This window comes from Alphaproteobacteria bacterium, assembly GCA_040905865.1.
In the GTDB taxonomy this organism is placed as follows: domain Bacteria; phylum Pseudomonadota; class Alphaproteobacteria; order UBA8366.
This window is the reverse complement of the sequence record JBBDQU010000053.1, coordinates 69,213-96,175: the sequence shown is the minus strand read 5'-3', so window position 1 is coordinate 96,175 and position 26,963 is coordinate 69,213. Positions and strand designations below refer to the sequence as shown.

Sequence of the window (26,963 nt, the reverse complement as noted above, 5' to 3'; positions counted from 1 at the left end):
CCCTTCTTGCCCTCGAGGCTTTCCAGCAGCGCGGTTTCCTCGCCGCAGATATAGGCGCCGGCGCCGCGATGCACATAAACATCGAACGCCCATCCGGTGCCGCAGGCATCGGGTCCGAGCAGCTTCGCTTCATAGGCTTCGTCCACCGCACGCTGCAGCGACGCCGCTTCGTTGTAGAATTCGCCGCGCACATAGACATAGGCGGCATGCGCGCCCATGGCAAAACCGGCGATCAGGCAGCCCTCGACCAGTTTGTGCGGATCGTGGCGCAGGATGTCCCGGTCCTTGCAGGTGCCCGGCTCGCTTTCATCCGCGTTCACGACGAGGTAATGGGGCCGGTCGCCGATTTCCTTTGGCATGAAGGACCACTTCAAACCTGACGGGAACCCGGCGCCGCCACGGCCGCGCAGGCCGGAGGATTTCATCTCCTCCACGATCCATTCCCGACCCTTCTCGATAATCCCGCTGGTACCGTCCCAGTCGCCGCGCGCACGCGCACCGGTCAGCCCGGCATCGTGCAGGCCGTAGAGATTGGTGAATATGCGGTCCTTGTCCTGAAGCATCGGTCAGCTTTTCGCAAAATCGAGATCGTTCAGCGTCGTCGGGCCGCCCACGGGCGCCGAGGTCTGCCGCTCGATCTGAGGCCCGTGCGGCGGAACATCCCCGGCCCGCAATGCGTCGAGAATTTCCACCATCCGTCCCCCGGTCAAATCCTCATACATATCGTCGTTGATCTGGACAATCGGCGCATTGACGCAAGCGCCGAGACACTCGACTTCCCGCATGGTGAACATTCCGTCCCCGGTCGTTTCCCCAAAGGAAATACCAAGATGCGTTTCGGTCGCCGAAACGACATCGGCCGAATCGCGCAGCCAGCAGGGCGTCGTCGTGCAGAACTGCAGCAGGTATCTACCCACTGGCTCGGTGTTGATCATCGTATAGAAGCTGGCGACCTCTGCGACCCGGATCCGCGGCATGTCCAGGAGCTTCGCGACCGCCGAAATCACGGCGCCGGATGCGTAATTATCATTCTGCCGCTGCGCAATATCGAGCAGCGGCAATACCGCGCTCGCCTGCCGCCCGGCCGGATATCTGGCGATGATTTCCTCGACGCGCTTCAGGTTTTCCGGCGAGAATTCAAAAATATCGCTCATCGATTGATCATCCACATCGCCTATCGGTCAACCTCGCCGAACACGATATCCATGGCGCCGAGAATTGCCACGGAATCGGCCAGCATGTGGCCCTTGCACATGAAATCCATCGCCTGCAGATGCGCGAAGCCCGGTGCGCGTATCTTGCAGCGATAGGGTTTGTTGGTATCGTCCGATACCAGATACACGCCGAATTCGCCCTTTGGCGCCTCGACAGCAGTATAAGTTTCGCCCGCCGGCACGTGGAAGCCTTCGGTATAGAGCTTGAAATGATGAATCAGTGCTTCCATCGAATGCTTCATATCGGAACGGCTCGGCGGCGCGACCTTGCCGTCTTCGCTCATGACCGGCCCTTCGGGCATTTCGGCGATGCACTGTTTCATGATCTTCAGGCTTTCGCGCATTTCCGCAACACGCACGAGATACCGGTCGAAACAGTCCCCGTTCCTGCCGATGGGAATGTCGAAATCCATCCTGTCGTACACATCATAAGGCTGCGACTTGCGCAGGTCCCACGGCACGCCCGAGGCGCGCAGCATCGGCCCGGAGAACCCCCATGCCATCGCGTCTTCCGCGGACACAATGCCGATATCGACGGTCCGCTGCTTGAAGATACGGTTTTCGTTCAGCATCGTTTCCATATCTTCCAGGAACTTCGGAAACTGTTCCGCCCATGCCAGGATATCGTCGGCCATCCCGGCCGGCATATCCTGATGCACACCTCCGACCCGATAGTAGGCAGCATGCAGACGCGCGCCGCTGACCCCTTCGTAGAACTCCATCAGTTTTTCGCGTTCTTCGAACGCCCAGAGCATGGGGGTCATCGCGCCCACATCGAGCGCCAGCGCCGGTGCGTTCAACAGGTGGTTCAGGATCCGCGAAAGTTCCGCAAACAGGACCCGTATATACTGGCCGCGCGGCGACGCCTCGATCCCCAGCAGTTTCTCGACGGCAAGCACGAAGGCGTGCTCCTGGCACAGGGGCGCAACGTAATCGAGACGATCGAAATACGGAATGGCCTGCAGATAGGTTTTGTACTCAATCAGTTTTTCAGTGCCGCGATGCAGCAGCCCGATATGCGGATCGACGCGTTCGACAATTTCGCCGTCCATTTCCATCACCATGCGCAGCACGCCGTGGGCCGCCGGGTGCTGCGGACCGAAGTTCAGGGTCAGGTTCTTGATTTCAGCTTCGGCCGCCATCAGTCCTTGCTCGCTTCCGCTTTCTCGTCACCGGGCAATTGCCGTGTCATCCCCTCCCAGGGGCTGAGGAAATCGAACGACCGGAACGCCTGTTTCAGATTCACCGGTTCATAGACGACGCGGCGTTGTTCATCGTCATAGCGTACTTCGACATACCCCGTTAGCGGAAAATCCTTGCGTAGCGGATGCCCTTCGAAACCGTAATCGGTCAGCATGCGGCGCAGGTCGACATGGTCGGAAAAGAAAACGCCGTACATGTCCCAGCATTCGCGTTCGAACCACCCCGCCGACGGATACATTCCGGCGACGGACGGCACGGGCGTATCCTCGTCGGTGCGGACCTTCACACGGATACGCTGGTTATATTTGTGGCTCAACAGGTTATAATTCACCTCGAACCGCTTTTCCAGTTCGGGGAAATCGACGCCGCAGACATCCATGAGGCTCTTGAACAGGCAGTTCGAATCGTCGCGCAGGAACTTCATGACCCGTAGCAGGTGTTCGCCCCGGGTCTCGATAAAAAGCTCATCCTTCGCCAGGCCGCGCCGCAGCAGGGCGGTGCCCAACTGAGCCGCGATATGCGCCCCTAATTCCTCGAGCGCGGCTTGATTTTCTTCGTCCATGGAAATCCCGTACTTAACGCGCGATCGTGCCGGTCCGCCTGATTTTTTTCTGCAACTGTAGAAATCCGTAAACCAACGCCTCCGCGGTGGGCGGACAGCCGGGCACATAAATATCGACAGGCACGACCCGGTCGCACCCGCGAACGACGGAATAGGAATAATGGTAATAGCCGCCGCCATTGGCGCAGGATCCCATGGAGATCACCCACCGGGGCTCCGCCATCTGGTCGTAAACCTTGCGCAGCGCCGGCGCCATCTTGTTGGTCAGCGTCCCCGCGACGATCATGACATCCGACTGTCGGGGGCTGCCGCGCGGCACGACGCCGAACCGGTCGAGATCGTAGCGCGGCATATAGGCATGGATCATTTCAACGGCGCAACAGGCGAGACCGAAAGTCATCGGCCAGAGCGACCCTGTCCGCGCCCAGTTCACCAGTTTATCGGCATTGGCGACGATGAATCCCTTGTCGGACAGCGTGTCCGTCACGAGTTGCATGGCCGCCGCCTGATCTTTCGCGCCGGGCGCGTGCGTGGGAACTTCTATTCCCATTCCAGGGCCCCTTTACGCCATTCGTAGATAAAGCCGATGGTCAGTATCCCCAGGAAAATGATCATCGACCAGAAGCCGAACAAGCCGATTTCCCCCAGCGAGATCGCCCAGGGGAACAGAAACGCCACTTCAAGATCGAAAATGATGAACAGGATGGCGACGAGATAAAACCGCACGTCGAAGCGACTGCGCGCATCGTCGAATGCCTCGAACCCGCATTCATAGGCGGACAGCTTTTCAGAATCGGGTTTCTGGTGCGCCAGAACACCGCTCGCCACAAGCATTGCGACTGAAATGCCGACAGCAATCGCCAGGAATATCAATACCGGCAGGTATTCCCGCAACAGCCCATCCATCACTGTCCCTCCTTGAATCCCTCAACGGCGAAACGCCGTTTCGATTGTCTCGCCGCACTGCCATGCGCTACGCCATGAGACGGTAATCAATATAAAGTTAATTTCCCGTGAAGCAAACATTCAACAAATGAATATTCCGCCCCGTGGGAAATACGCCGAATGATGTCTGTTTAGACCCAATAGTATTATTATTTCAATGATTTGCCGGTTCCAGGGAACTGGCGGGAGTGACGGGACTCGAACCCGCGACCTCCGGCGTGACAGGCCGGCGCTCTAACCAACTGAGCTACACCCCCAAGGGACTAAATTCAGGCCGCACGATGTACTGCACCCCCTGACAGGTGTCAAGCAACGCAACAACATCCGAGCCAGATTTACGCTACAATCAAACGAAATCCGGCAGCGGCAGGCCTGGTGGGCGATGACGGACTCGAACCGCCGACATCCTCGGTGTAAACGAGGCGCTCTTCCAGCTGAGCTAATCGCCCGCCTTCAGGCTTGCATTTAACGGCAAAAGACCGGCCCATCGCACTTGGAATGGCCGGTCTTTCGGAACGCTTTCCGAACTGCGGCGTTAGTTTACCGCATCCTTCAGACCCTTGCCGGCCTTGAACTTGGGCTGGTTCGACGCCGGAATCTTTATAGGGTCACCTGTCCGGGGATTGCGCCCCTGGGACGCAGCGCGTTTCGTCACGCTAAAGGTGCCAAACCCGACGAGGCGGACAGTATCTCCCCCCTTTAGTGCGCCCGAAACGGAATCGAAAACTGCATCGACTGCCTTGCTCGCGTCGGCTTTGTTCAGGCCGGCACTGTCTGCAACAGCCGCAATAAGATCATTCTTATTCACGTGATGGTCCCCCTTCAATTAGGGATTGGAAAGTTGACTGATATATCGAAGACAATTTCAGTCTTACGGAGATTCGCAAATGGCGTCAACGCGAAAGCCGCAGAAAACTGCCAATTTTTCACTTATTGACAATTCCCTGCGGCGCTGTTCGCACGCAAACGTCATATTCAACAGAGACTTACAACGCAGCGCGTCGCAATACCGTCTAGTGCGTCGTAACGCCGCCCAGTTCGTCTTCGGCCTGAGAAGCGACTGGGGGCACAACTTCGTCCGGATTCCACTCGATCGGCTTAAGCGATTCGACAAGCGCGATCTTGAAAACATCGTCCACCAAGGCGATCGGAATAATTTCCAGCGCTTTTTTGACATTGTCGGGAACGTCGGCCAGGTCTTTTTCATTTTCCTTCGGAATCAGAACGGTCTTGATACCGCCGCGTAACGCCGCCAGAAGCTTTTCCTTCAATCCGCCGATCGGCAGCACACGGCCCCGCAGCGTCATCTCACCGGTCATCGCGATGTCCTTGCGGACCGGAATACCTGTCAGGACCGACACGATCGATGTGATCATCGCCACGCCGGCGGAGGGACCGTCCTTCGGCGTTGCGCCTTCCGGCACATGGACATGAATGTCCGTCTGCGCAAAGGCGGTCGGCTTGATACCGAATGACGGCGCGCGGCTCTTCACATAGCTTTCCGCCGCCTGAACCGATTCCATCATGACATCGCCCAGCTTGCCGGTCTTGATGACCTTGCCCTTGCCCGGCAGTTTCACCGATTCGATCGTCAGCAATTCGCCGCCGACTTCCGTCCAGGCAAGCCCCGTCACGACGCCGATCTGGTCTTCCTCGTCGATTTCGCCATAACGGTATTTGCGGATCCCCGCATATTTCTCAAGGTTCCGGCGGTTTATACGGATATCCGCCATTTCGCCCTTCATGATGTCCTTGATGCCCTTGCGGGTCAGATTCGCAATCTCGCGCTCGAGATTCCGGACACCCGCCTCACGGGTATAATACCGGATAAGGTCACGCAATCCGTCGTCGGTTATCGACCATTCGGCTTCCTTGAGCCCGTGATCGGCCATCTGCTTGGTTATCAGATGGCGCCGCGCGATCTGGATCTTCTCATCTTCGGTGTATCCGGAAATCCGGATGATCTCCATCCGGTCCATAAGCGGCGCGGGCATCCGCAACGTATTCGCCGTGGTCACGAACATCACATCGGACAGATCGTAATCCACCTCCAGATAATGGTCGTTGAAGGACGAATTCTGTTCCGGATCCAGGACCTCCAGCAGCGCGGACGTCGGGTCGCCGCGCCAGTCGGCGCCGAGCTTGTCGATTTCATCCAACAGGAACAGCGGGTTGGATGACTTCGCCTTCTTCATTCCCTGAATGATTTTACCCGGCATGGAACCGATATAGGTTCGCCTGTGTCCGCGGACTTCCGCTTCGTCCCGAACGCCGCCCAGCGACATCCGAACGAAATTGCGACCGGAAGCGCGGGCGATCGATTTCCCCAGCGATGTTTTGCCGACACCCGGCGGACCGACAAGGCAGAGAATCGGTCCCTTGACCTTCTTGACCCGGTTCTGCACGGCCAGATGTTCGATGATCCGGTCCTTGACCTTTTCCAGTCCGAAATGATCCGCATCCAGGATTTTCTCGGCAGCCTTGAGATCGCGCTTAACCCGCGTGCGCTTCTTCCAGGGAATCGACAGCATCCAGTCGAGATAATTCCGTACGACCGTCGATTCTGCCGACATCGGGCTCATGGAACGAAGCTTCTTCAGTTCGGCTGTCGCCTTTTCGCGGGCTTCCTTCGTCAGCTTCGTGTTTTCGATTCGTTCCTCAAGCTCCGCGGTCTCGTCCTTACCGTCTTCGCCTTCGCCGAGTTCCTTCTGAATCGCCTTCATCTGCTCGTTCAGGTAATACTCGCGCTGGGTCTTCTCCATCTGGCGCTTGACGCGGCCGCGGATCCGCTTTTCGACCTGCAGAACGCTGATCTCCCCTTCCATGAAGGAGTAGATTTTCTCCAGCCGCTCGCCGACAGGCTCGATTTCAAGCAATTCCTGCTTGTCCGCGATCTTCAGCGTCAGGTGCTGCGCAATCGTATCGGCCAGCTTGCCCGGTTCCTCGATCTGGTTGATCGAAATCAGGACCTCGGCGGGAATCTTCTTGTTCAGCTTGATGTACTGTTCGAACTGGGACACGACGGCGCGGCTGAGGGCTTCAAGTTCCTCGTTGCTGGCTTCGTCTTCGATCAGTTCGGCATAGCCTTCGAAAAATTCGGCGTTTTCGGTATATTCGTCGATCCGGACACGCTGCATGCCTTCGACCAGAACCTTGACCGTCCCGTCCGGCAATTTGAGCAGTTGCAATACGGTACCGAGGGTACCGACCGTGTAGATATCCTTTACGCCGGGATCATCATCGGAGGCGTTTTTCTGGGTGACCAGCAGGATCTGCTTGTCGTCCTTCATCACGTTTTCCAGCGCACTGACCGATTTTGCACGGCCGACGAACAACGGCACAATCATGTGCGGAAAAACCACAATGTCACGTAGCGGGAGAACAGGGTGGAGGTTACCGCGGCGATTCTCAGTCATGGGCTGTTCCGTTTCCTCGTGTTTTGCAATCCCCCGGCGGAGATTGCATTCTGGTTACGATCTAGATGGCCATGGACAAAAACCATTCAACCCTCTGAGGAATAAATCTGACGGCGCAGCGGCGGTCGGGCAGCATCCGTCGCGCCGACAAACGACCGAAAACCGGCGAAACACCAGAATGTATACAACCCCGGGTCGCCCTGATACCGTCGCGCCGGCCCGGCGCTAGGCGCTGTTTTCAACTTCTTCCGGGCGTTCCGAATAGATATACAGCGGCTCGGCGCGCCCTTCGACGACCTCGCTATTGATGACGATTTCCTGCGCACCGTCGAGACCGGGCAATTCGTACATCGGGTCGAGCAAAATGCTTTCCAGAATCGACCGCAGACCGCGGGCGCCGGTTTTCCGCGCCACAGCCTTCTGCGCAATCGCCTTTAGCGCATCGCCACTGAATTCAAGCCGGACGTCTTCCATCTCGAACAGCCGCTGGTACTGCTTTACCAATGCGTTGCGCGGGACGGTCAGAATTTCGATCAGCGCCGCCTCGTCGAGGTCGTTCAGCGTCGCCAGTACCGGCAATCGGCCGACAAACTCGGGTATCAGGCCGAATTTCAGCAAATCCTCCGGCTCTATGCCGGTCAGAATATCGCCGATATTTCGATGCTCAGCGCTCTGGACATCCGCGCCGAAGCCTATCGACGATCCCTTGCCGCGGTTCGAAATGATCCGCTCCAGGCCGGAAAACGCGCCGCCGCAAATAAACAGGATGTTGGTCGTATCGACCTGCAGGAATTCCTGCTGCGGATGCTTGCGGCCGCCCTGCGGCGGAACACTGGCAACCGTGCCTTCCATGATCTTCAGCAGCGCCTGCTGCACGCCTTCGCCGGAAACGTCCCGGGTGATCGACGGATTGTCGGACTTGCGGCTGATCTTGTCGACTTCATCGATATAGACAATGCCCCGCTGCGCCCGCTCGACATTGTAATCGGCGGCCTGCAACAGCTTCAGTATGATGTTTTCGACATCTTCGCCGACGTAACCCGCCTCGGTCAGGGTCGTCGCATCCGCCATGGTAAACGGCACGTCGAGAATGCGCGCCAGCGTCTGCGCCAGAAGCGTTTTGCCGCAACCCGTTGGCCCGATCAGCAGGATATTCGACTTCGCCAGTTCCACGTCGTTGTTCTTGCTGACATGGGCCAGACGTTTGTAATGGTTGTGCACCGCGACCGAAAGAACCTTTTTGGCATGCGGCTGTCCGATGACGTAATCGTCCAGAACCTTGCGAATCTCGATAGGCGTCGGCACGCCGTCTCGCGATTTCGCGACCGTCGATTTGTGGTCTTCCTTGATGATGTCCATACACAGTTCGACGCATTCATCGCAGATGAATACGGTCGGACCGGCAATTAGCTTTCGTACCTCATGCTGGCTCTTACCGCAAAAGGAACAGTAAAGCGTGTTTTTTGAATCGCCAGTACCAGACTTGCTCATGATGATCGGACCCGCTCGTTTTTATTCATATCGACCACGTGACAACAGTATAACACATCATCTCCAACCGCGTCACGCAGCCCGCATTCGCCACTCCGTATATACAGGTGACCACAATATATACAGGTGACCACAATAAATTTAACCGTCCGTGAACACGGTTACACACCCGCGGTTTTCACGGGTGTGGTACAGGACACCGCTACTCGGACTTCCTTGCAGCCGCGTCTTCGCCGACTGGAGCCGGCCGTTTATCGACAACCTGGTCAATAATACCGAATTCCCTAGCCTGTTCCGGCGTCATAAACCTGTCACGGTCAAGAGCCTTCTCGATGACGGCGACTTCCTGACCGGTATGCTCCGCATAGATCTCGTTCAGGCGCATGCGCAACGCCAGAATTTCGCGGGCATGAATTTCGATATCGGACGCCTGCCCCTGAAATCCACCGGAAGGCTGATGCAGCATGATCCGGCTGTTCGGCAGGGAATACCGTTTTCCCGCTGCGCCGGCGCATAGCAGCAACGATCCCATGGATGCCGCTTGACCTAGGCAAACTGTCGAAATATCCGGCCCGATGTAGCGCATCGTATCGTATATCGACATGCCCGACGTCACAATGCCGCCCGGCGAATTAATATAGAAGGAAATGTCCTTGGTCGGATTTTCCGACTCAAGGAACAGCAACTGGGCGTTGATCAGCGACGCGACCATATCGTTGACAGGTCCCGTCAGAAAAATTATCCGCTCCTTCAGCAGGCGCGAATATATATCGTAGGAGCGCTCGCCGCGATTCGTCTGTTCGACGACCATCGGCACCAGGGTATTCATCTGCGTTTGAATGAGCTCTGTCATTACCTTCTATCAATCATGCTGTCGGCGGCTATCCGCCGCGGAAATGTTCCGTTGAAGATGTGTCGCTTGTCTTTGCCGATCAAGTGGTCCGGCTATTCCGCCTTTCCATCACTGGCATCGTCGCCCGCTTCCGCGGCCTGGTTTTCCGTCGCTGACGCACGCTTCTTCCGCGCGGGCTTCGCCGCCGCATCTTCGCTTGCCGCGTCTTCGCCTTCCTGCGACTGAATCAGTTCTTCGATACTGACTTCGCGCTCCGTCACCGTAGCCATCTCGAGGATGAAATCGACAACTTTTTCCTCGTATATCGGCGCCCGCAGGGATGCCATGGCTTCCGGATTTTCCTGGTACAGCTTGATGAACTGCTGCTCATGGCCAGGATATTGCTGCGCCTGCTGCACGAGGGCGCGGTTTATTTCCTCCGCCGTTACCTCGATCTTGTTGATATTGCCAATCTCCGCAAGCAGCAGGCCGAGCATGACCCGCCGAGCGGCGATCTTGCGGTATTCCTCTTTCAGTTCGTCGTCGCTTTTTTCTTCCTCGGCATCGGTCTGGCCGTTCTTGCGGGCTTCCTCGAACTGGCTCCAGATCGACTCGAATTCCGCATCGACCATGCCCGGCGGCACGTCGAAGTCATGCGACTTCTCCAGCGTATCGAGAAGATCGCGTTTCAGTTTCTCTCGCGAAAATCTGGCATAATCAAGGCTGAGGCGGTCGCGGGCGGCCTTTTTCAGGTCCTCCAGCGATTCCTGGCCAAGATTCTTTGCGAATTCATCGTCGATCGCCGTATCGACCATGACGCGGATTTCCTTCACATCCACGGCAAAGACGGCCTCCTTGCCCGCTAGTTCCTTTGAACCGTAATCCGCCGGGAAGGTCACCGAAACCGATACGCTGTCGCCGGCCTTCACGCCAATCAATTGCTCCTCAAAACCCGGTATAAACTGTCCGGCGCCAAGTTCCAGATGATGCCCCTCGCCGCTGCCGCCGGGAAATTCGACGCCATCTATGGAGCCCTTGAAATCGATCACGACTTCGTCGCCTTCGCGGGACTTCCGGGCGCGCTTTATCGGCTCAGACGACCGGTACTGTTTCGCCAGCCGCTCGAGCGTTTCATCCACCGCGCTGTCGGGAATTTTCGCGACCAGCCGTTCAGCCTGGATCTTCGAAAAATCCATCGGAACGATTTCCGGCATGACCTGAATCGACATCGAATATTCAAGATCTTCGCCCTCGCCGAATTTCTTGATTTCGATATTCGGCTGCATGGCGGGCCGAAGCGTATTGTCCTCGATCGCCTTGCGACTGGACTCGCTGACCGCCTGCTCCAGGACTTCGCCCATCACAGACTGCCCGTACCGCTGCTTCAACAGCTTCGTCGGCACTTTGCCAGGCCGAAAACCGGGCAACCGCGCCGTCTTTCGGAGTTCCGAAAGGCGGGAATTGACGCGTTCGTCGATCTCCACCGCCCCCAGCGTGATCGTGTATTCACGTAAAAGACCGTCGTTCTTGACTTCAACAACCTGCATGGAATCCTGTCCGCATCACAAAATTAAGACGACAATCGTCAAAAAAACACTGCCTTATCAGATAAGGTAACGCACTGGTGCGGGCGAAGGGACTTGAACCCCCACGGATTTCTCCACCAGAACCTAAATCTGGCGCGTCTACCAGTTCCGCCACGCCCGCGCATTCAGGCTGCCAGTAGCCTCTTATCGAAGGCGCCCCTGTATAAGAAGAGCAGGCTTAGCGGTCAAGCATAGCCATAAAAGAAGAAACGGAACCGTCCCGTATCAGGACCTGATACGGTTACGATAGGCATTCGCGAAGGCCTCCAGCGCCAGCAGGCGTGGACCTTCGTGGAACGAACCGGGCCGCTGCGGTTTATGTATGGTGAGCGCATAGCGAACGTGCGGAATGCCCAATGAATCGTTCATGACCGAAAGGACCTGGGCCGTTTCAACCGTCCTGTCAGCATGGGTCCGTACAAATCGTTCGCCGACATTCACATGCTTTTGACGACGGCGCAGCAAGGCAATACTGTCGAACAAATGACTGTTCCGTGAAATTAATGACGTTCCATCGAGTACTATGGCTCAAAAAACACATCATAGCAAGTAAAAAATTTCTGTACTGCAAATAGTGACAGTATTTTACTGTAATAAAGTATAAATTTTATGTTTATTAAAAAGCAAAAGCAGGAAAGTAACTGGCCGGAAATTAGTCACACGCATTCTTTGTAAGTATCCGCAAAAATCTTAAGTGCAAGTATCCTCGGTTCTTCCACATAGCGATGTTGCGCACGTTCGATGACCAGTTCATAGCGGACATGAGGAATACCGAGCATATCCGTCGCCACGGTCAGCACTCTTGCGGTTTCGACCGTCTTGTCCTTGTGAATTTTCCGGAACCGCGAACCGGGCCGGATGATATTCTTCGAACGGGCCGCTCCGAAAATCGTTCCCAGCGCGCTATAAGCCCTGGCACCGAGGACGGCCGGTGTACATTTTCTTTCTTGCAACGTGATCGCGTCATTCATCGCCGTCATTACTGTCCCCTGACAAAAGAAGCCTTGATGCGCATTAAATCAAACACCTACTTCTTTAAGATACGATTAACAGCTGTTGACGCGGCAACTTTTCCGTCACCTGTATAGCGCTCGTGGTTGGTTTCGATCCTGTCAAGGTTGTAAAGATAGTTCACCATCATGCCGCAAGACTGCGACAGGCCCTGCGCCGAGGTGTCGGCAAGCCAGTTGATCCGCTCCACCCGCGCTCCGTTCGTCAGGTGGAAATGCGCCACCGGATCGCGGGACCGGCCCCGTTCGTTACGTTCCATAAGCAGGTAGCGGGCGCACAGCCGGGTTAGAACGGGCTCGAGCACGCCCGCCTTCGCAGGGTCATCCGCCCAGCTCGAATCGTCCAGGACACGTCGCAGCGCCGCGCGGCCATCGCCCTCGCCGAACACGCCCGCAAGCGTGCTGCGATCCTCCGCGCCCAGCAGACCCGCCTCCGAATCCAGGGCGGATTTCACCCACCGCGCAAAACTCGGAATGGGAGAGAGTGTCGAAAATGTCTTCAGGCCCACGAATTCCGACTGGAGTTCATCGACCACGCGCTTGATCAGGAAGCCGCCGAAGCTAATTCCAACCAGGCCCTTCTGGGCGTTACTGATCGAATAAAAAATCGCCGTATCCGCCTCTTTCGGGTCGCCGTCCGGCGCGCTCTCATCCAGCAGCGCCGTGACACTCCCGGCAAGCCCCTTGACCAGCGCAACCTGTACAAAAATCAGGGGCTCGTCCGGCATCCTTGGATGGAAAAACGCGAACAACCGCCGGTCGGCCGCCAGCCGGTTCTTGAGATCGTCCCAGCTGCGGATTTCGTGCACCGCCTCATAAGCGATCAGTTTCTCCAGCAGCGACGCGGGCGAATTCCAGGTAATCCGCCGCAATTCCAGAAACCCGACATCGAACCACGATGTCAGCAATTGTCGCAAATCCGAATCCAGCGATTTCAGCGCTGGCGTATCCGCGAACCCGATCAGGTCCGAACGCAGGTCTACCAGGAACTTCACCCCTTCCGGCAAGGCATTGAACTGCGTCATCAGGCGGGTGCGGGGCGGCTCAAGTGCCTTGCGCAATGCTTCCTGCGCACTGGCGCGTGTTTCCGGCCCGGCGACCTCCAGGACGGTGACCGCACTTTCAATGGCCGCGTTATCCGGACCGAATTTTTCCGCGACAATACCCAGGAACCGTTTACGTCCCGTCTCGTTGAGCGCCAGATAGGTACGACCCAGATCGGCCGCCCGGGCGCGGGCCGATACCTCGCCGCCCCGTGCGTCGAGACAGGCCACCATCTGCTTTTCCAGCTTCCTCAAATCATCGTTGGCGGAAAGATCCGGAGAGAAGCCGCCGCTTACCGAATTGGAGCCGGATATTTCGCGCCACGCGCCAATCAGGCGCTGGAACAGGGAATTGTTTTCACTCATGACTGCTTTCTTCTTTCTTGAGCCGCCGCAATACGGTCGGCAGGGTATCGATCAGATCGTCAGCGACAAGGCCCGGGCCGAATTCCGCCGCCGCTTCACCATGCAGCCAGACAGCGGCGCATGCCGCGTCGAACGCATCCATCCGCTGCGCCAGCAGGCCGGTGAGCATGCCCGCCAGGACATCGCCGGACCCCCCGGTCGCCAGGTCCGGCGGCGCGTTTTCATTGATAACTGCCCGGCCATCGGGCGCCGCGATCACCGTATCGGCGCCTTTCAGCAGCACCACAGCGCCGCTCCGTTCCGCCGCCTGCCTTACCCGGGAAAGCTTGTCGCCGCGGGTATCGAAAAGGCGCGCGAATTCGCCGTCATGCGGCGTCAGAACACAGGGTCCGGCAATCGTGTCGAACAGGAGCTCCGCCGAACCTTCGAATATGGAAAGCGCATCCGCATCCAGAACAACCCCCTTTCCCGTCCGCAATGCCTGCAGCGCACGTTCCCTCGTTCCGAGATTCAACTCGTTTCCCGGCCCCACAAGAATTGCGGAAATCCTTGGTTCCTTTATGTATTCCCCATATCCGTGCGTATCAAGGAACGGGTGCACAAGCGCCGAGGTCATCGCAATCTTGTAGATCACGGCCGCGTCGTTCGGCACCGCGGCCGTGACCAGACCGGCGCCCGCACGCTGCGCTGCCTTCGCCGCCAGCCGCGCCGCCCCCGTCATGTTGCGTCCACCGGTAATGACGGCGTGACCGCGCCGGTATTTGTGATCGGTCAGTTTTGGCCAGGGAAAACGGGAACGCCACAGCGCCGGAGCATTGACCGCCTGCTTCGGCGCGATCCCGGCCAGTACGGATTGCGGCGTGCCGATATCGGCCACGAGAACCTCGCCGCAAAAGGTTCGGCCCGGCAGCAGCAGATGCCCCGGCTTGCGACGGAAAAACGTCACGGTCAGGGCTGCCTGCGGCGCAAACCCGCTGACTTCGCCAGTATCGCCATGCACGCCGCTGGGCACATCGACCGCGACGAGGGGTGCCGCGCCAGCGGCCTCCAGCGTCTGCTTCGCCGCACCGTCTATATCCCGGGACAATCCCGCGCCAAACAGGGCGTCGACGATCAGGCCGGCGCCTTCTACCGCTTCCGGCGCCAGCGGCTCGACAGTCCCTTCCCACCGATCCGAATTAGCCCTTGCATCGCCCTTCAGGGAACTCCGGTCGCCTGCTAGCGCCACGCGAACCGCCCATCCCGCGTCGCGCAGCAGACGCGCCACGACGAATCCATCACCACCGTTATTCCCCGGGCCGCACAGGATCGAGACAGGACACGGCCGCCAGCGCGCCTGAATCGCGGACGCCACGGCATTGCCGGCGTTCTCCATCAGTTCAAGGCCCGCAATCCCGGCCTCGATAGCGGCTTCGTCGGACCGGTACATCTCCGTAACCGACAGCAGAACCTGCCCGGCGGGAAAGACCGATACCGGCGGGATTGGTGCCGTGCTCATGTTTCTTTCAGCCCCTGCCAGGTCAGCCGCGCTGTCCGCGAGCGAAATTCCCGCCGGTACAGAACAAGTGCGACCCAAACAATCGCGAATATCATGACCGCCGGATGCAGAAACCAGCCGAGGGCCGCGAGGCCGAAATAATAGGCCCTGACGCCCCGATTGGCATGCTTTGCGGCAAGCGATGCAATCGATGCAATCGTTTCTCCCGTCTTCGCATCAGCCTCGGTGACGGCACCCGGCGGCGGTGCGGCGCCGATCATGATGGCGCAGTAATTGTACTGCCGACCGGACCAGACGAACTTGAAAAATGCGTAGATGAAAATAACGACCATGACCAGCAGCTTTGCCTCCAATGCCGCCCGTGACGTGGACATGGCGAAAGGCAGATCCATCGCCAGCGCGACGGCGCGGTCGGTCGCCCCCAGAACCGTCAACAAGCCCGCAACGACCAGAATGGCTGTCGACGCGAAAAATCGTCCGGAACGCATCAGCGCATGAACAATCTGGATATCGACCATGCGGTTGTCCCGATTCAACATCTGCCGCATCCAGTCCAACCGTCGTTGGGTCATACCGCCGACCAGGTTGTGCCGCGCCGCCGCGCTGCTGTCTGCGTACCAGTTGAAACCGATCCAGGTCGCCACCGCCACGCAGAGGGCGATACGGTCGTAGAGGGCGATATCCGTCAGCTGATCCATGACCTGAAACTTTCCGGAAACTTACTATTTGACCGAGACAAACCCAATATGGACGCCAGTTCCACGTTGGAAAACACAGAAATGAGAAACTTCAGGAATCTGATTTTACAATCATTATTGTGGCCGATTTGGTAAACAGAATACAAATCGTCGATATGCCCCATAACGCCGTCGCGAGGACCGGTTCATCCTAACCGACTGCGTCAGTAAAAGCCGATGCGCCATAGTTACGCACTGAACTGCCTGTTCATCGCCGCCATATCGGTGGCGATGGCACATCTTTCGCCGGAATCCGGCGCCGCCCGGTTCGACCTGGCGCCGCCCGAAGGCGACAGGCGCGAACGGCTTTTCGAGTGGTCGCCCCTTGTACGGGATATCCAGAAATTCCTGACCGAATTCAGCCTGCTTCCCGCCCCGGCGGATGGCCGGATCAGTCCGGAACTGCAGCAGTCGATACGCGCGTATCAGCGCCAGCACGGCCTGGTCGAGGACGGCGAGGCAAGCGGCAGTCTGTTGCGGCATATGGAGAGCACCGGCAGACCGGACGCCCTGAAACAGCGGCTTGCAGAGGCGAGGCGCATACAGACAGCGCGGGCGCGCGCGGCGCTGCTCGCCAATCCCGAAACGCGCGACCTGCTTCAGGCCCCGGCCCCGGTAAGGGCGTCGCCGCAGGATCTATCGGCTGAGGCCTGCCTGCAATCCCCCAGCCCACAATGCCTGATCGATGAGGCGCTCCTGGCAACGGCAGGGATCGAGCGCAGCGACTACCGGGACTGGGCATTGCGCGAGATCGTACAGGCGCAGGCGCTCAGAGGCAGCCTTGCGGACGTCCGGTCCAGCATCCGCCACATCGGCGACGTCCGCCTCGTCGTCGTTTCACTGCGCGAAGCCGCAATCGCCCTGGTCACTTCAGGTCACATGGAAGATGCCAGGGTGCTGGCTGCCAACATTCCCGATGACGGGAACCGGGCCAGGGCCTTGGCCGCCATCACCATCGCCGAAGCAAACCCCGACGATGCAGGCACAACAACACAGCCCGCAACACTGCCCGCCCTGCGGGATCTGCTTTCGCACCTTGAAGACCCGGTTGCCGCCGGCGAGATCGCCGCGGAGGTTGCCGGCAAGCTCGACCAAAGCGGTCGGTCAGAGGCAGCGGCGGCAATGCTGACCCTGGCCCGTGGATTCGTCGATCCGGGCGCCAGTCGCGATACGCGGCAGACGGTTCTTGGGATTCTGGCGGGCGCCTATGCCCGGATCGGCCGGACCGAGGAGGCGCTGGCCATTCTTGCCGCACTCGGCGACATCGGCCGCGATCACATCGCGCTGGCGGAAACAGCGGGGCAGATCGCATTGGGACAGTTGCCGAAGGAAGCCCTGGCGCTGGCCGACAAACTGCGCTCGCCGCGACTGCATGTGCTCGCCCTTTCGAAGATCGCTGCGGCCCGGTTGCAGCAAGGCGACCGGGAGCATGCGACCCGGATACTCAAACGCGCAATGACCACCAGCCTCGATATCGTTCGACCGTTCGCCGCGGATACCGCCCTGGCGGAAATTGCCGAGGTCTGGGCGGGGATACAGGACTACACGCAGGCGTTTTCGGTTATCGATAAAATCCGGAGCCGGACACTGCGCGCCCAGACGATCTGGCGCTTTGCCGCCAGTAACGGCGGTGATGCGGACGGCCTGCGGGACCGGGCCGTCGAGGCGACGGAGGCCGTCAACAGCGCGTTTGACCGGGCGTCCATCCTGGTCGGCGCGGCGATCCTGATGGCTGAAAACGGCCGGCCCGATGATGCCAGGGCGGTATTTGCCATGGCGCTGCGCGATGCGCGCGCGGTCCGGAGCGAATGGTGGCGGGCGCGGATATTCAGCCGTCTCGCGAATGCCCTGATCAGGCTGTGACCGTCACCGGGTCAACTGGCGTAACGGCGGTCGATCTCCATGAAACTCTCCGTATTCACGATCGCCTCGCGGTCCTGGAAAGAAGCCATATCGTCCGCCATGGCCGCACTGTGCCCGTCTCGCCTGATCGTTTCCAGGACCCGCTGCATGGCCTTGATCGCCGCCCGCTGCGTATCGCTGGGAATGATCACGATCTTGTAGCCGATCTCGGCAAGACGCTGGGTGGAAAGCAGGGGCGTTTTCGCGCCCAGGAACATGTTGATCAGTTTCGGGCCGGGAATACGCTTGGCGATTTCCTCTATTTCCGCCTCCGTGGTCGGCGCCTCCACGAAGGCCACATCGGCGCCGGCGTCCATATACTGATGCATACGGTCGATGGCGGCGTCGAATCCTTCCACGGCGATTGCATCCGTCCGGGCCACGATCACGGTGTCGTTGTCTTCAGAGGCATCGCGGATTGCCCTGATCTTCTGGCAAAATTCCAGCGTCGGAACGATGCTCTTGTCGTCGTAATGGCCGCAGCGTTTGGGGAAGGTCTGGTCTTCGATATGGAATCCCGCGACGCCAGCCCGCTCGAAGGCCCGAATGGCCTGCCGCGCGTTCAGCGCATTGCCGAAGCCGGTATCCATATCGGCGATCACGGGAATTCTGATCGCATCGACGATCTGCGTCAGCCGTGCAGCGACCTCCGACGGGCTGATCAACCCCATATCCGGAACACCGGTGCTCCGCGCTGTCGCGCCGCCGCTGACATAAACGGCAGGGAACCCGGCGTTTTCAATCAACCGCGCCGACAGCCCGTCATAGCAGCCGGGCGCGGTAATGATGCCGTCCGCGGCAATGAGTTCACGCAATTTGGTCGATGCCCGCATCGTCGTTCTCCGTTTTTTCATGCCCTGACAGGCAGTTATGTAGACCATGGCGAGCGGGCGCTGGCTTCGCGTCCCGCAATCCGGCCACCGATAAAACACCCCGAAAGATTTGCGCCGGAAAGATACAGGTGACCCCGGGTGCTGCCAACCTCCCCGCCTCATACAGTCCGGGAATCGGTTCTCCGTACCCGTTCAACACGCGCTGACACGCATCGTGCACCGGACCGTCCCGTCCTGAGAGTATTCGATACCACCGGCCATATCTCCCCGACGCAAAAAGGCGACCTGGCGATTGCAGCCAGTGATTCAGGGGGCCGGCCATGATCGGCGTCACTGCCGGCCGCGCTGGCCGCGTTCCAACGTTCGGGCGAGGCATGGAGCGTTGCCGCGTCGCACCCGATGATGGCGGCCAGTTCCGCGATGCAGTCGGCACGTTTCAGGATTCCGTTTTCGACTTCTCGCTGATCGTCGGCGCTCCACTCATAAGGCATGACGGCATCGTCCTTGAAGACAACCCCGCCCAGCGGATACATCGTCCGCCCCGAACCCGTAACCGGCGACGATCACGTCCACGCATTCGTCGAACCGTTCCGCCCGGCCGGGAAACACCCCCGGTCCGGTCGTCACGGGTTTGGCGAGACCCAGGCCAGTGCTTCCTTTACGAAGCCCGGCAGCACCGCTTCATGTTCGGTATCGATCTCGACATGCGCGCTCATCCCCGTACGCAACACCGGCCCGGTGTCCGGATTGTCGAGGACCAGGCGGATCGGCAGGCGCTGCACCACCTTGACCCAGTTGCCGGTTGCATTTTGCGGGGGCAGGATGGCGAATTCCGCACCGGTCGCCGGGCTGATGGTGTCGACCTTCGCGGTCCATATCACGTCCGGATAGGCATCGATTTCAACCGTCGCCATCTGACCGCTTTTCAAATGCGTCAATTGGGTCTCCTTGATATTGACCTCGATCCATACGTATTTGTCGGAAATGATCGCGAACAGCGGTTCCTCCGCTTTGACGAATTCGCCCGGCTCCAGCGCGATCCTGCTGATGCGGCCCGATGACGGCGCGCGCACAATGGTACGCTGCAGGTCCAGCGACGCCCGGTCATAGACCGCTTGCGCCTGCAGATAGGCCGGGAAATCCTCGACCTTCAGATCGGGATCCCCGTTCAGGCCGGCCAGAATCTGGCGGATTTCCTGCTGCAGAATTGTGATATTCTGTTGCGCGGAATTCCGCTGTCGCCGCGCCTGATCAAGGCTTTCCTCCGACGCGTTTCCGCGCGAGCGCAGGGCTTCACGCCTTTCGAACGTCTTGTTGAAATACGAAAAATCGTCCTTCGCAAGTTTCAGTTCGGCCAGCTTCACCCAGTAATTCGCGCGCAGCGATTCAACGTCATTACGGATCCGCTGCAGCGCCGCCTGCGCCTCCGCCTGCTCGATGGCGTAAGCCTCGTCATCGATCTGGAACAGGATCTGGCCCTCATGGACGGTTGCATGCTCGCTGACATTAACGGCCCGAACCTTGCCCGACACTTCCGAACTGATCGCGATCTTGTTCGCCTTGACGAAGGCGTTCTCGCTCGAGACATACCGCTGCCCGGTCACATAGACGTAGGCGCCGATCAGCGCCGCCGCCGCCGGAATGACAATCAGCAGCACCAGCCGGAACATAAACTTCGCGAAGCGCCTCTGCCGCCGCGGCGTCGGTTTAATCTCTTTTGTATCGCTATCAGTCACCGGAACCTCCAAAACGCGCCACGCGCGATACGCCGGACATTTCGGCGTCGCTCACCGCCTGTCGCGCCGAAACGTTGCTCATAATAGCCGAGAGAAGTTCGCCAAGCTTTTTGCGGTCAGCAGCGGAGAGCCCTTCCAGCGCCGCTTCCTGCACGTCGTTTGCCAGTACTATCATCTTGTCGAGCAAAGGTCTCGCCGCCCGGGTCAGATAAAGCCTGTGGACCCGCCGGTCGCTGGCATCCGGCCGGCGTTCGACCCAACCCGAGGCTTCCAGGCGGTCTACCAGACGCCCGATCGTCATGCGGTCGACTTCGATCATTTCGGCAAGGCCGCTCTGGTTCACGCCTTCGCTGCGCGCCAGATACACCATTACCCGCCATTGCGACCGGGTCAGCCCCAGATCGCGCGCCCGATTGTCAAACTGGGTTCGCATCAGGCGCGAAATATCGTTCAGCATAAAGCCGAAGAGGTGTTCTACAGACTGACCGGACATCGCCTATAAAATAGTTGGGAGGCTCATTATAAGCAAGACTTATAATAACACCTGTTACGTTTTCATCCAGATCCGGGAGTGCGCGGGACTTTAGCGCATCAGGTATAAATGGAACCGCAACTGGCTGCGTTTAAACCGGACCTGATCCAGCCTTAAACCCTTATTTCCGAAATTCGGAGGCCTCAATAACCGGCGGTCAGACGGCGCCCAGTTCCTTTTTCAGATCGTCCAGGATAATCGTCTTCCAATCCCGGACTCCCTGATAATACAGGCTGCCCGCGATGCTATCGACATAGACCGTATAACCGGAATCATTGGAGATTGTCGGCCATACATAGAGGCCGGCGGCTTCATTCCAGAAATACGAATTCTGGGACGTCACGCCCTTCACGGTACCGAGTTCCGCATCCGCCTCGACGATATGAAGGTGGCGGGCCATAACCTTGTTGGCCGCCTTGAAAACTTCGTCATAGGATTTGCCCGATACCGGAATCCAGACGCCGCCTTCCCTGGGCCGCAGTTCCGCCGCCGTAGTGCAGGCCGCCAGCAAAAATCCGGCCACCACAAGCGTCAGAAATTTTGGCATCTGGTCATCCCCTCACAGTCCCATTCATTTTATACAGCATACCAGATCCTGCTGCGGTAATGAAATCGTTAATAGAATCCTTCGTTGCATGACATGTAAAAGGTAGCTATATACCACTTTCGAAATAATTGGCAGCCGTGACCGATGTCACTTTGCAGCGACGGAATATATGCGATCGTATGCTCCGGAATGTTACGACATCAGACAATCGGGATGGTAAAGGATGGACATTTCTGACGACGAAATTCAGCGCTGTGCCCAGAAATGGCTCCGTGTGGCTATAAAAAATGGCGAATTTCCGGTCATTCTGATGCCCTTCGACCCGGAAGGCACTGACGAGTACGACCCGACACTGTACGGGCGCAGGCGCGCGGAGAATCCGCCGGGGTAGTTGGGAGCGAACAGTGGAAGTCGATAATTATTCATCCGTCCAGCGCCCTGTCTCGTTCCCGTCCGGACAGGCAACCGTCGCCAAGACACCCTCGAACGAGAGGCGCGATACAAACGAGCCGCGCGGGGATTCGACTATTCCGGCAAAAACGCCAGGCGACGCCGAGGCGGATTTCAACCCGTCCGCGCGACGGGGTTCGTTGCTCGATATTTCCGTCTGACACCGCTGCGATCCCACTCCCGCTTTTCGTTTTTCTTCCGTTCGGCTCCCTTCTCCTTGCAGCGCCGTGTATCTTTCGATTGACTGGTCGCCGCCGCGCGGAATTACGCCGGCGGTAGTGCACATAAGCCTGTGAAGATTTTCCACTATCTGTAGGATTGCTCGAAATCACGTAGTATGAGCACCTGACGGACACGGTCGCGAGAGAGGCATTTCATGACGAAGCCATCGGAATCCGGGCCGGGCAAACGTATTGCGTTGCTGGCGCTACATCTGGAAAGCAACCGCTTCGCACCGCCTGTCTACCGAAAGGATTTTGCCGAAAAGGTCCTCCTGTCCGGCGATGACATCATGATCGATGCGGCACGGGAACATTCCCGCATGGGCGGCACCATGACCGGCTTCATCGACGCGATGAACCAAAGCGGTCCCTGGACCCCGGTCCCCATCGTTGTCGCCGATATCGGCGCGGCGGGACCGATCGACCATGATTTCTACCGCGAATTATGCGAAGAAATGAAACGCGGGCTGGAGGCGGCCATGCCGCTGGACGGGGTCTATTTCGGACAGCACGGCGCCGCCGTAACCACAGAAATACCCGATCCCGACGGTGCCATGTTCACCATGGCGCGCGCCATCGTCGGCCCGGAGGTGCCAATCATCTCCACCCTGGATCTGCATGGCAATGTTTCGGACGAGATGGTTGCCGCCACGGACATGCTGATCGCATACCGGACGAACCCGCATGTGGATCAGTATGAGCGCGGCGTGGAAGCCGCCGGCGCCATGCGCGAACTGCTGGCCGGGTTGCGACCGCAAACCGCCTTCATCCGGCTGCCGCTGGTCGCGCCGCAGGTCTGCCAGCGCACCGCCGTCGGCCCCTATGGCGAAGCCATTGACCTGGGGCAGACATGTATCGACGACGAGGTGATGAACGTCTCCATCCTGGGCGGCTTCACCTATGGCGATACGCCCTATAACGGGATGGCGTTTCTGGTGACCACGCGCAGCGACCTGCGCCGGGCGCGCGCGATTTGCCGCCAACTGGCGGAGCGGGTATGGGCGCAGCACGATTATTTCGTCCCGCACCTGACGCCGCTGGAAGATTGCGTCGCACGGGCGGTTGCCTGTGGCGCGGATTCCGCATTGCCTTCCGTCATCATTGCCGATGTCGCGGACAATCCCGGTGGCGGCGGCAGGGGCAATACCACATGGCTGCTCGAGGCGCTGGTCGCGTCCGGTGCGAAGGGCGCCATACTGGGCGTCATGAACGATCCGCCGCTGGCGGCCGAAGCCCACACTCTGGGCGTCGGCGCAAACTTCGACGCCGTTTTCAATCGTGCCGAGCCCGATGTTTATTCAAACGAATACCGCCATCCGGCGACCGTTCTGAACCTGTCGGATGGTAAGTTCATCGGCGCGGATCCGGGCACATTCGCCAATCTGCAACTCGACCTCGGCCCCACGGCGGTCCTGCAGGTCGGCAGCGTGACGGTGGTCGTTGCCTCGATCCGCGAACAGTGCATCGACCCGAATTTCTTCGAAAGCTTCGGCGTGAAGGTGGCTGAGGCCCGTAGTGTCACGGTAAAGTCGCGCGGCCATTTCCGCGCTGGATTCCTGCCCTATTTTTCGCCCGAACGGGTCATCGAATGCGACGCGCCGGGACTGACCTCGCCGACCCTGTCGAATTTCGAATGGACCGGATTTCCGCGCCCGGTCTTTCCGCTCGATCCCGACACGCAATGGACTCCGCCGGACTGGTAACCGGCCCCCGCCACCCCGCAATACATTGAATCGGCTACCGCTGACAGGCGTCCCGCCATATAATGACACTTTCGTTTTGGCGTGGCGCGGGATCTGTCCGCGAATGACAGACATAGGGCAAACGGCCCGGTACGCTGCTGCAAGCCACCACCGACTGGGAGAATGACATATGGCGAAACGACGGGTACTGATTACCGGCGCTTCCGGCGAAATCACGCGGCAGTTGCTGCCGACGTTCCGCGACAAGTACGACCTTACCCTGCTGGATACGCGGCCGAGCCAGCATGCCAATGACATCATCGAAGCCGATGTCAGCGACCCGGATGTCGATAAATACCGCCAGCATTTCCGCGGGGTCGACACCATTGTCCACAATGTCCGCGCGAAGACCCCTGGCGTGAAGACCAGCGCGCCGGGACAGTGGAAGAAGGAACGGCCCGGCCCCGAACCGGTCGAAGGCTATTTCGTCGAACGGAAAAGCGTCGACATGGCCTTCAACGTGCTGCGACTGGCGGTGGAGGAAAAAATCCGCCGAGTCGTCATAACCTCGTCGAACCATGCCGCTGACTGGTACGAGGGCAAACTGCATAACGGACAGCTGGATATGGTCGGACCGGAGACCTATCCGCGCTCCGATAATTTCTACGGTTGGGCAAAGGCGACATACGAACATCTGGGTTTCATGTTCGCTACCGGTCGTTTCGGCCATGTCGTTGAAAACGTTCAGGTCCGGGTCGGTGCGCCGCGCCCGGTCCGCGCCGCCGATTTCGACGGCGACCTGGTCACCTACAAGCGCGACCTCGGCGCCTATATCAGCGAACGCGACATGCGGCAGCTATATACCAAATCGATCGAGACCGGGGATATCCGCAACGAGGATGGCATTCCGTTCCAGATATTCTATGGCGTTTCAAACAATACGCGCGGGTTCTGGAGCATCGTCAATGCCCGCAAGGTCATCGGCTACGAACCGGAAGACGATTCCGAAATCGAATTCGCTGAGGAAATCCACCGGAACATCACCACCAACGGGCGGACGATGTAACGGCGCCATTACGAAGGGACGCCTCACCGCCAGTTCAGGAGCGCTTCTATGGAATTTTCTCTCGATGCCCGGTCGACGCTGCCCGCGGATGCCGAAACCGCGACACTGGTCGGCCGCATCTGGCGGCCGGATGCGGGCGGGCCTTCCGTCGTCACCCTGCGTGACGGGAACCTGTTCGACATCACCGCCGCCGCGCCGACGATGACGGACCTGATCAATGCCGACGATCCGGCAACCTATGCCCGGTATGCGATCGGCGACGACCTTGGCCCGGCCGGGTCGGTCATCGCCAACAGCGCCGCCGATGCCCGGGACCAGACCGGGCCCTGGCTGCTGGCCCCGGTCGACCTGTCAGCGCTGAAGGCGGCCGGAGTCACGTTTGTCGGGTCGATGCTGGAACGGGTGATCGAGGAACGCGCCGCAGGCGACCCGGCAGCGGCGGAGGAAATCCGCCGTGTCATCATGGGCGCCATTGGCGACAATCTGGCCGCCGTTATTCCCGGATCGCCGGAAGCCGCCGCGCTGAAACAGGCGCTGCTGGAACGCGATATGTGGTCACAGTATCTCGAAGTCGGAATCGGTCCGGATGCGGAGATCTTCACCAAGAGCCAGCCGATGTCCGCCGTCGGAACCGGGGCGGAAGTCGGTATCCATCCGGGGTCGCGCTGGAACAACCCGGAACCGGAAATTGTACTGATCCTCGGCGCGAGCGGGAAAATCATCGGCGCGACGCTGGGCAACGATGTCAATCTGCGCGACTTCGAAGGGCGCAGCGCTTTGCTGCTAGGCAAGGCGAAGGACAACAACGCATCCTGTTCGATCGGTCCGTTCATCCGCCTGATTGACGAATCATTCGGGCTTGACGACATCCGCAACGCGCTCCTGACCATGCGGGTTACCGGCGACGACCAGTTTGTCATGGACGGCGAAAGTTCGATGCAGCGCATCAGCCGCGACATTGTCGACCTCGCCGGGCAGACCCTCGGCGCGTATCACCAGTACCCGGACGGCGCGGCACTGTTCACCGGGACGGCTTTCGCGCCGACCAAGGACCGCGGCGCGCCAGGCGAAGGGTTTACCCACAAGATCGGCGATATCGTCACTATCTCCAGCCCCAGGCTCGGTTCACTGACCAACCGGGTCACCAGCAGCGACAAGGCCGCGCCCTGGGTGTTCGGCGCATCGGCGCTGATGCGCAACCTCGCAAGACGCGGCGTTCTTTAAGGAGGCGGTGCTATGAAAACCATTCTGTTGACCGGCGCCGCGGGCGGAATCGGCACATTCCTGCGCAAGGAATTCAAGGGAAAGTATAATCTGCGCCTGTCCGACATCGCACCCATTGGCGACCTCGCTGGCGACGAGACATATGTGCCGGCCGACCTGACCGATCTGGATGCCGTGCAGACGGCGACCGATGGCGTTGACGGCATATTCCACCTTGGCGGACATGCGTTCGAAGGGGACTGGCAGACTATTCTCGACGCCAACATCATCGGGGTGCGCAACCTGTATGAGTCCGCCTACCGGACCGGGGTGAAACGCGTGGTTTTCGCCAGTTCCAACCATGCCGCCGGCTTCTACCGGCGCGACCAGATCATCGACCATACGGCGATCCCGCGCCCGGACAGCCGCTACGGAGCTTCCAAGGCCTTCGGGGAAGCGATGGGCGCGCTTTATGCCGATAAGTACGGGATGGAAATAACCTGTATCCGCATCGGCAATGTGGCGATGGAGCCCGCCGACAAGCGCCGGCTTGCGATATGGATATCACCGCGCGATCTCGCACAGCTGGTGTCCATCGGCCTGGATCATCCGGATATCCGTTATGAAATCTTCTATGGCATGTCGGACAACAGGCGGGCGTGGTGGGACAATGCAAATGCCATGCGCTTCGGTTACGCACCGCAGGACAGGAGCGAAGACTTTGCCAAAGCCGTACTCGCAGCTGAATCACCGAAAGCGGACGGTGACCCGACGGAAATCTATCAGGGCGGGACATTCGTAAATTCCGAGGCCGGGCGCGCACCGGTAAAGAACCGCTAAATCAGATCATGGTTGGTTGAATCGCCTCCGGCGACCCAACCAACACGT

The 26,963-nt window shown here is 59.1% G+C and carries 25 protein-coding genes and 3 tRNA genes; 5 read left to right on the top strand and 23 right to left on the bottom strand.

What is annotated here, in order from left to right:
* From WD767_11705 to WD767_11615, 19 genes are all read right to left on the bottom strand, one after another.
* Positions 1–563 (bottom strand): NADH-quinone oxidoreductase subunit F (locus WD767_11705; GenBank protein ID MEX2616750.1); only part of this gene is annotated, 563 nt, incomplete at its 3' end.
* A gap of 3 nt (positions 564–566) precedes the next feature.
* Positions 567–1,154 carry an NADH-quinone oxidoreductase subunit NuoE gene (nuoE, locus tag WD767_11700; protein MEX2616749.1) on the bottom strand — a complete coding sequence of 196 codons (588 nt, stop codon included), beginning with the start codon at positions 1,152–1,154 and terminating at the stop codon, positions 567–569.
* A 20-nt stretch (positions 1,155–1,174) separates the two neighbouring features.
* On the bottom strand, positions 1,175–2,356 hold the full coding sequence (locus WD767_11695) for an NADH-quinone oxidoreductase subunit D (protein ID MEX2616748.1): 1,182 nt from the start codon (positions 2,354–2,356) through the stop codon (positions 1,175–1,177).
* The gene (locus WD767_11690) at positions 2,356–2,979 is read right to left on the bottom strand and encodes an NADH-quinone oxidoreductase subunit C (protein MEX2616747.1); all 624 of its coding nucleotides are present in this window, start codon (positions 2,977–2,979) and stop codon (positions 2,356–2,358) included. Before WD767_11690 ends, WD767_11695 begins: the two co-directional genes overlap by 1 nt.
* 13 nt (positions 2,980–2,992) lie before the next feature.
* Positions 2,993–3,529: an NADH-quinone oxidoreductase subunit B family protein gene (locus WD767_11685; GenBank protein MEX2616746.1), complete on the bottom strand. Its 537-nt coding sequence runs from the start codon at positions 3,527–3,529 to the stop codon at positions 2,993–2,995.
* Positions 3,520–3,885 carry an NADH-quinone oxidoreductase subunit A gene (locus WD767_11680; protein MEX2616745.1) on the bottom strand — a complete coding sequence of 122 codons (366 nt, stop codon included), beginning with the start codon at positions 3,883–3,885 and terminating at the stop codon, positions 3,520–3,522. Before WD767_11680 ends, WD767_11685 begins: the two co-directional genes overlap by 10 nt.
* Positions 3,886–4,104: 219 nt before the next feature.
* Positions 4,105–4,181 (bottom strand) — tRNA-Asp (locus WD767_11675).
* Between the two features lie 116 nt (positions 4,182–4,297).
* Positions 4,298–4,373: transfer RNA gene (locus WD767_11670), tRNA-Val, on the bottom strand.
* Positions 4,374–4,459: 86 nt separating this feature from the next.
* On the bottom strand, positions 4,460–4,732 hold the full coding sequence (locus tag WD767_11665; protein MEX2616744.1) for an HU family DNA-binding protein: 273 nt from the start codon (positions 4,730–4,732) through the stop codon (positions 4,460–4,462).
* 205 nt (positions 4,733–4,937) lie between these two features.
* Entirely contained in the window at positions 4,938–7,340 is a 2,403-nt protein-coding gene (lon, locus tag WD767_11660; GenBank protein MEX2616743.1) for an endopeptidase La, read from the bottom strand.
* A 225-nt stretch (positions 7,341–7,565) separates the two neighbouring features.
* Entirely contained in the window at positions 7,566–8,831 is a 1,266-nt protein-coding gene (gene clpX, locus WD767_11655; protein ID MEX2616742.1) for an ATP-dependent Clp protease ATP-binding subunit ClpX, read from the bottom strand.
* A 202-nt stretch (positions 8,832–9,033) separates the two neighbouring features.
* Complete coding sequence (gene clpP / locus WD767_11650) at positions 9,034–9,684, bottom strand: ATP-dependent Clp endopeptidase proteolytic subunit ClpP (GenBank protein ID MEX2616741.1); 651 nt, start codon at positions 9,682–9,684, stop codon at positions 9,034–9,036.
* A gap of 92 nt (positions 9,685–9,776) precedes the next feature.
* Positions 9,777–11,210, bottom strand: a complete 1,434-nt coding sequence (gene tig, locus WD767_11645; protein ID MEX2616740.1) for a trigger factor — start codon at positions 11,208–11,210, stop codon at positions 9,777–9,779.
* A 75-nt stretch (positions 11,211–11,285) separates the two neighbouring features.
* Positions 11,286–11,370: transfer RNA gene (locus tag WD767_11640), tRNA-Leu, on the bottom strand.
* 104 nt (positions 11,371–11,474) lie between these two features.
* Positions 11,475–11,732: a hypothetical protein gene (locus tag WD767_11635; GenBank protein MEX2616739.1), complete on the bottom strand. Its 258-nt coding sequence runs from the start codon at positions 11,730–11,732 to the stop codon at positions 11,475–11,477.
* Between the two features lie 173 nt (positions 11,733–11,905).
* Positions 11,906–12,229: a hypothetical protein gene (locus WD767_11630; protein MEX2616738.1), complete on the bottom strand. Its 324-nt coding sequence runs from the start codon at positions 12,227–12,229 to the stop codon at positions 11,906–11,908.
* 47 nt (positions 12,230–12,276) lie between these two features.
* Positions 12,277–13,668 (bottom strand): malonyl-CoA decarboxylase, encoded by a 1,392-nt coding sequence (locus WD767_11625; protein MEX2616737.1) that lies wholly within the window; start codon positions 13,666–13,668, stop codon positions 12,277–12,279.
* Positions 13,661–15,166: an NAD(P)H-hydrate dehydratase gene (locus WD767_11620; protein MEX2616736.1), complete on the bottom strand. Its 1,506-nt coding sequence runs from the start codon at positions 15,164–15,166 to the stop codon at positions 13,661–13,663. The genes WD767_11625 and WD767_11620 overlap by 8 nt, the downstream gene beginning before the upstream one ends.
* Positions 15,163–15,864, bottom strand: a complete 702-nt coding sequence (locus WD767_11615) for a DUF599 domain-containing protein (GenBank protein MEX2616735.1) — start codon at positions 15,862–15,864, stop codon at positions 15,163–15,165. The genes WD767_11620 and WD767_11615 overlap by 4 nt, the downstream gene beginning before the upstream one ends.
* A 216-nt stretch (positions 15,865–16,080) precedes the next feature.
* Here WD767_11615 and WD767_11610 point away from each other — a divergent pair, with 216 nt between their 5' ends.
* On the top strand, positions 16,081–17,766 hold the full coding sequence (locus tag WD767_11610; GenBank protein MEX2616734.1) for a peptidoglycan-binding protein: 1,686 nt from the start codon (positions 16,081–16,083) through the stop codon (positions 17,764–17,766).
* Positions 17,767–17,777: 11 nt separating this feature from the next.
* Here the strand turns inward: WD767_11610 and WD767_11605 are convergent, their stop codons facing one another.
* From WD767_11605 to WD767_11590, 4 genes are all read right to left on the bottom strand, one after another.
* The gene (locus WD767_11605; GenBank protein ID MEX2616733.1) at positions 17,778–18,638 is read right to left on the bottom strand and encodes an oxaloacetate decarboxylase; all 861 of its coding nucleotides are present in this window, start codon (positions 18,636–18,638) and stop codon (positions 17,778–17,780) included.
* A gap of 623 nt (positions 18,639–19,261) precedes the next feature.
* The gene (locus WD767_11600; protein MEX2616732.1) at positions 19,262–20,374 is read right to left on the bottom strand and encodes an HlyD family secretion protein; all 1,113 of its coding nucleotides are present in this window, start codon (positions 20,372–20,374) and stop codon (positions 19,262–19,264) included.
* Positions 20,367–20,807, bottom strand: coding sequence for a MarR family transcriptional regulator (locus WD767_11595; GenBank protein ID MEX2616731.1), 441 nt, complete (start codon positions 20,805–20,807; stop codon positions 20,367–20,369). Before WD767_11595 ends, WD767_11600 begins: the two co-directional genes overlap by 8 nt.
* Before the next feature lie 256 nt (positions 20,808–21,063).
* Positions 21,064–21,453, bottom strand: coding sequence for a hypothetical protein (locus WD767_11590; GenBank protein MEX2616730.1), 390 nt, complete (start codon positions 21,451–21,453; stop codon positions 21,064–21,066).
* A gap of 826 nt (positions 21,454–22,279) precedes the next feature.
* On the opposite strand from WD767_11590, the gene WD767_11585 reads away from it, so the two are divergent.
* The 4 genes from WD767_11585 to WD767_11570 all read left to right on the top strand — a co-directional run bounded on the left by WD767_11585 (position 22,280) and on the right by WD767_11570 (position 26,915).
* Positions 22,280–23,827 (top strand): M81 family metallopeptidase, encoded by a 1,548-nt coding sequence (locus WD767_11585; GenBank protein ID MEX2616729.1) that lies wholly within the window; start codon positions 22,280–22,282, stop codon positions 23,825–23,827.
* A 169-nt stretch (positions 23,828–23,996) separates the two neighbouring features.
* Entirely contained in the window at positions 23,997–24,872 is an 876-nt protein-coding gene (locus tag WD767_11580) for an NAD(P)-dependent oxidoreductase (protein ID MEX2616728.1), read from the top strand.
* A gap of 48 nt (positions 24,873–24,920) precedes the next feature.
* Complete coding sequence (locus tag WD767_11575) at positions 24,921–26,096, top strand: fumarylacetoacetate hydrolase family protein (protein ID MEX2616727.1); 1,176 nt, start codon at positions 24,921–24,923, stop codon at positions 26,094–26,096.
* 12 nt (positions 26,097–26,108) lie between these two features.
* The gene (locus tag WD767_11570; GenBank protein MEX2616726.1) at positions 26,109–26,915 is read left to right on the top strand and encodes an NAD(P)-dependent oxidoreductase; all 807 of its coding nucleotides are present in this window, start codon (positions 26,109–26,111) and stop codon (positions 26,913–26,915) included.
* Positions 26,916–26,963: the final 48 nt, after the last annotated feature.

What these genes read in the sequence shown, in the direction of transcription:
- WD767_11580 (MEX2616728.1), top strand. Translation starts at nt 23,997, where the DNA reads ATGGCGAAACGACGGGTACTGATTACCGGCGCTTCCGGCGAAATCACG.
- WD767_11590 (MEX2616730.1), bottom strand. Translation starts at nt 21,453, where the DNA reads ATGCCAAAATTTCTGACGCTTGTGGTGGCCGGATTTTTGCTGGCGGCC.
- WD767_11615 (MEX2616735.1), bottom strand. Translation starts at nt 15,864, where the DNA reads ATGGATCAGCTGACGGATATCGCCCTCTACGACCGTATCGCCCTCTGC.
- WD767_11605 (MEX2616733.1), bottom strand. Translation starts at nt 18,638, where the DNA reads ATGCGGGCATCGACCAAATTGCGTGAACTCATTGCCGCGGACGGCATC.
- clpP (MEX2616741.1), bottom strand. Translation starts at nt 9,684, where the DNA reads ATGACAGAGCTCATTCAAACGCAGATGAATACCCTGGTGCCGATGGTC.
- WD767_11575 (MEX2616727.1), top strand. Translation starts at nt 24,921, where the DNA reads ATGGAATTTTCTCTCGATGCCCGGTCGACGCTGCCCGCGGATGCCGAA.
- WD767_11610 (MEX2616734.1), top strand. Translation starts at nt 16,081, where the DNA reads ATGCGCCATAGTTACGCACTGAACTGCCTGTTCATCGCCGCCATATCG.
- tig (MEX2616740.1), bottom strand. Translation starts at nt 11,210, where the DNA reads ATGCAGGTTGTTGAAGTCAAGAACGACGGTCTTTTACGTGAATACACG.
- lon (MEX2616743.1), bottom strand. Translation starts at nt 7,340, where the DNA reads ATGACTGAGAATCGCCGCGGTAACCTCCACCCTGTTCTCCCGCTACGT.
- WD767_11625 (MEX2616737.1), bottom strand. Translation starts at nt 13,668, where the DNA reads ATGAGTGAAAACAATTCCCTGTTCCAGCGCCTGATTGGCGCGTGGCGC.
- WD767_11585 (MEX2616729.1), top strand. Translation starts at nt 22,280, where the DNA reads ATGACGAAGCCATCGGAATCCGGGCCGGGCAAACGTATTGCGTTGCTG.
- WD767_11595 (MEX2616731.1), bottom strand. Translation starts at nt 20,807, where the DNA reads ATGCGAACCCAGTTTGACAATCGGGCGCGCGATCTGGGGCTGACCCGG.
- clpX (MEX2616742.1), bottom strand. Translation starts at nt 8,831, where the DNA reads ATGAGCAAGTCTGGTACTGGCGATTCAAAAAACACGCTTTACTGTTCC.
- WD767_11690 (MEX2616747.1), bottom strand. Translation starts at nt 2,979, where the DNA reads ATGGACGAAGAAAATCAAGCCGCGCTCGAGGAATTAGGGGCGCATATC.
- WD767_11630 (MEX2616738.1), bottom strand. Translation starts at nt 12,229, where the DNA reads ATGACGGCGATGAATGACGCGATCACGTTGCAAGAAAGAAAATGTACA.
- nuoE (MEX2616749.1), bottom strand. Translation starts at nt 1,154, where the DNA reads ATGAGCGATATTTTTGAATTCTCGCCGGAAAACCTGAAGCGCGTCGAG.
- WD767_11680 (MEX2616745.1), bottom strand. Translation starts at nt 3,885, where the DNA reads ATGGATGGGCTGTTGCGGGAATACCTGCCGGTATTGATATTCCTGGCG.
- WD767_11695 (MEX2616748.1), bottom strand. Translation starts at nt 2,356, where the DNA reads ATGGCGGCCGAAGCTGAAATCAAGAACCTGACCCTGAACTTCGGTCCG.
- WD767_11570 (MEX2616726.1), top strand. Translation starts at nt 26,109, where the DNA reads ATGAAAACCATTCTGTTGACCGGCGCCGCGGGCGGAATCGGCACATTC.
- WD767_11620 (MEX2616736.1), bottom strand. Translation starts at nt 15,166, where the DNA reads ATGAGCACGGCACCAATCCCGCCGGTATCGGTCTTTCCCGCCGGGCAG.
- WD767_11685 (MEX2616746.1), bottom strand. Translation starts at nt 3,529, where the DNA reads ATGGGAATAGAAGTTCCCACGCACGCGCCCGGCGCGAAAGATCAGGCG.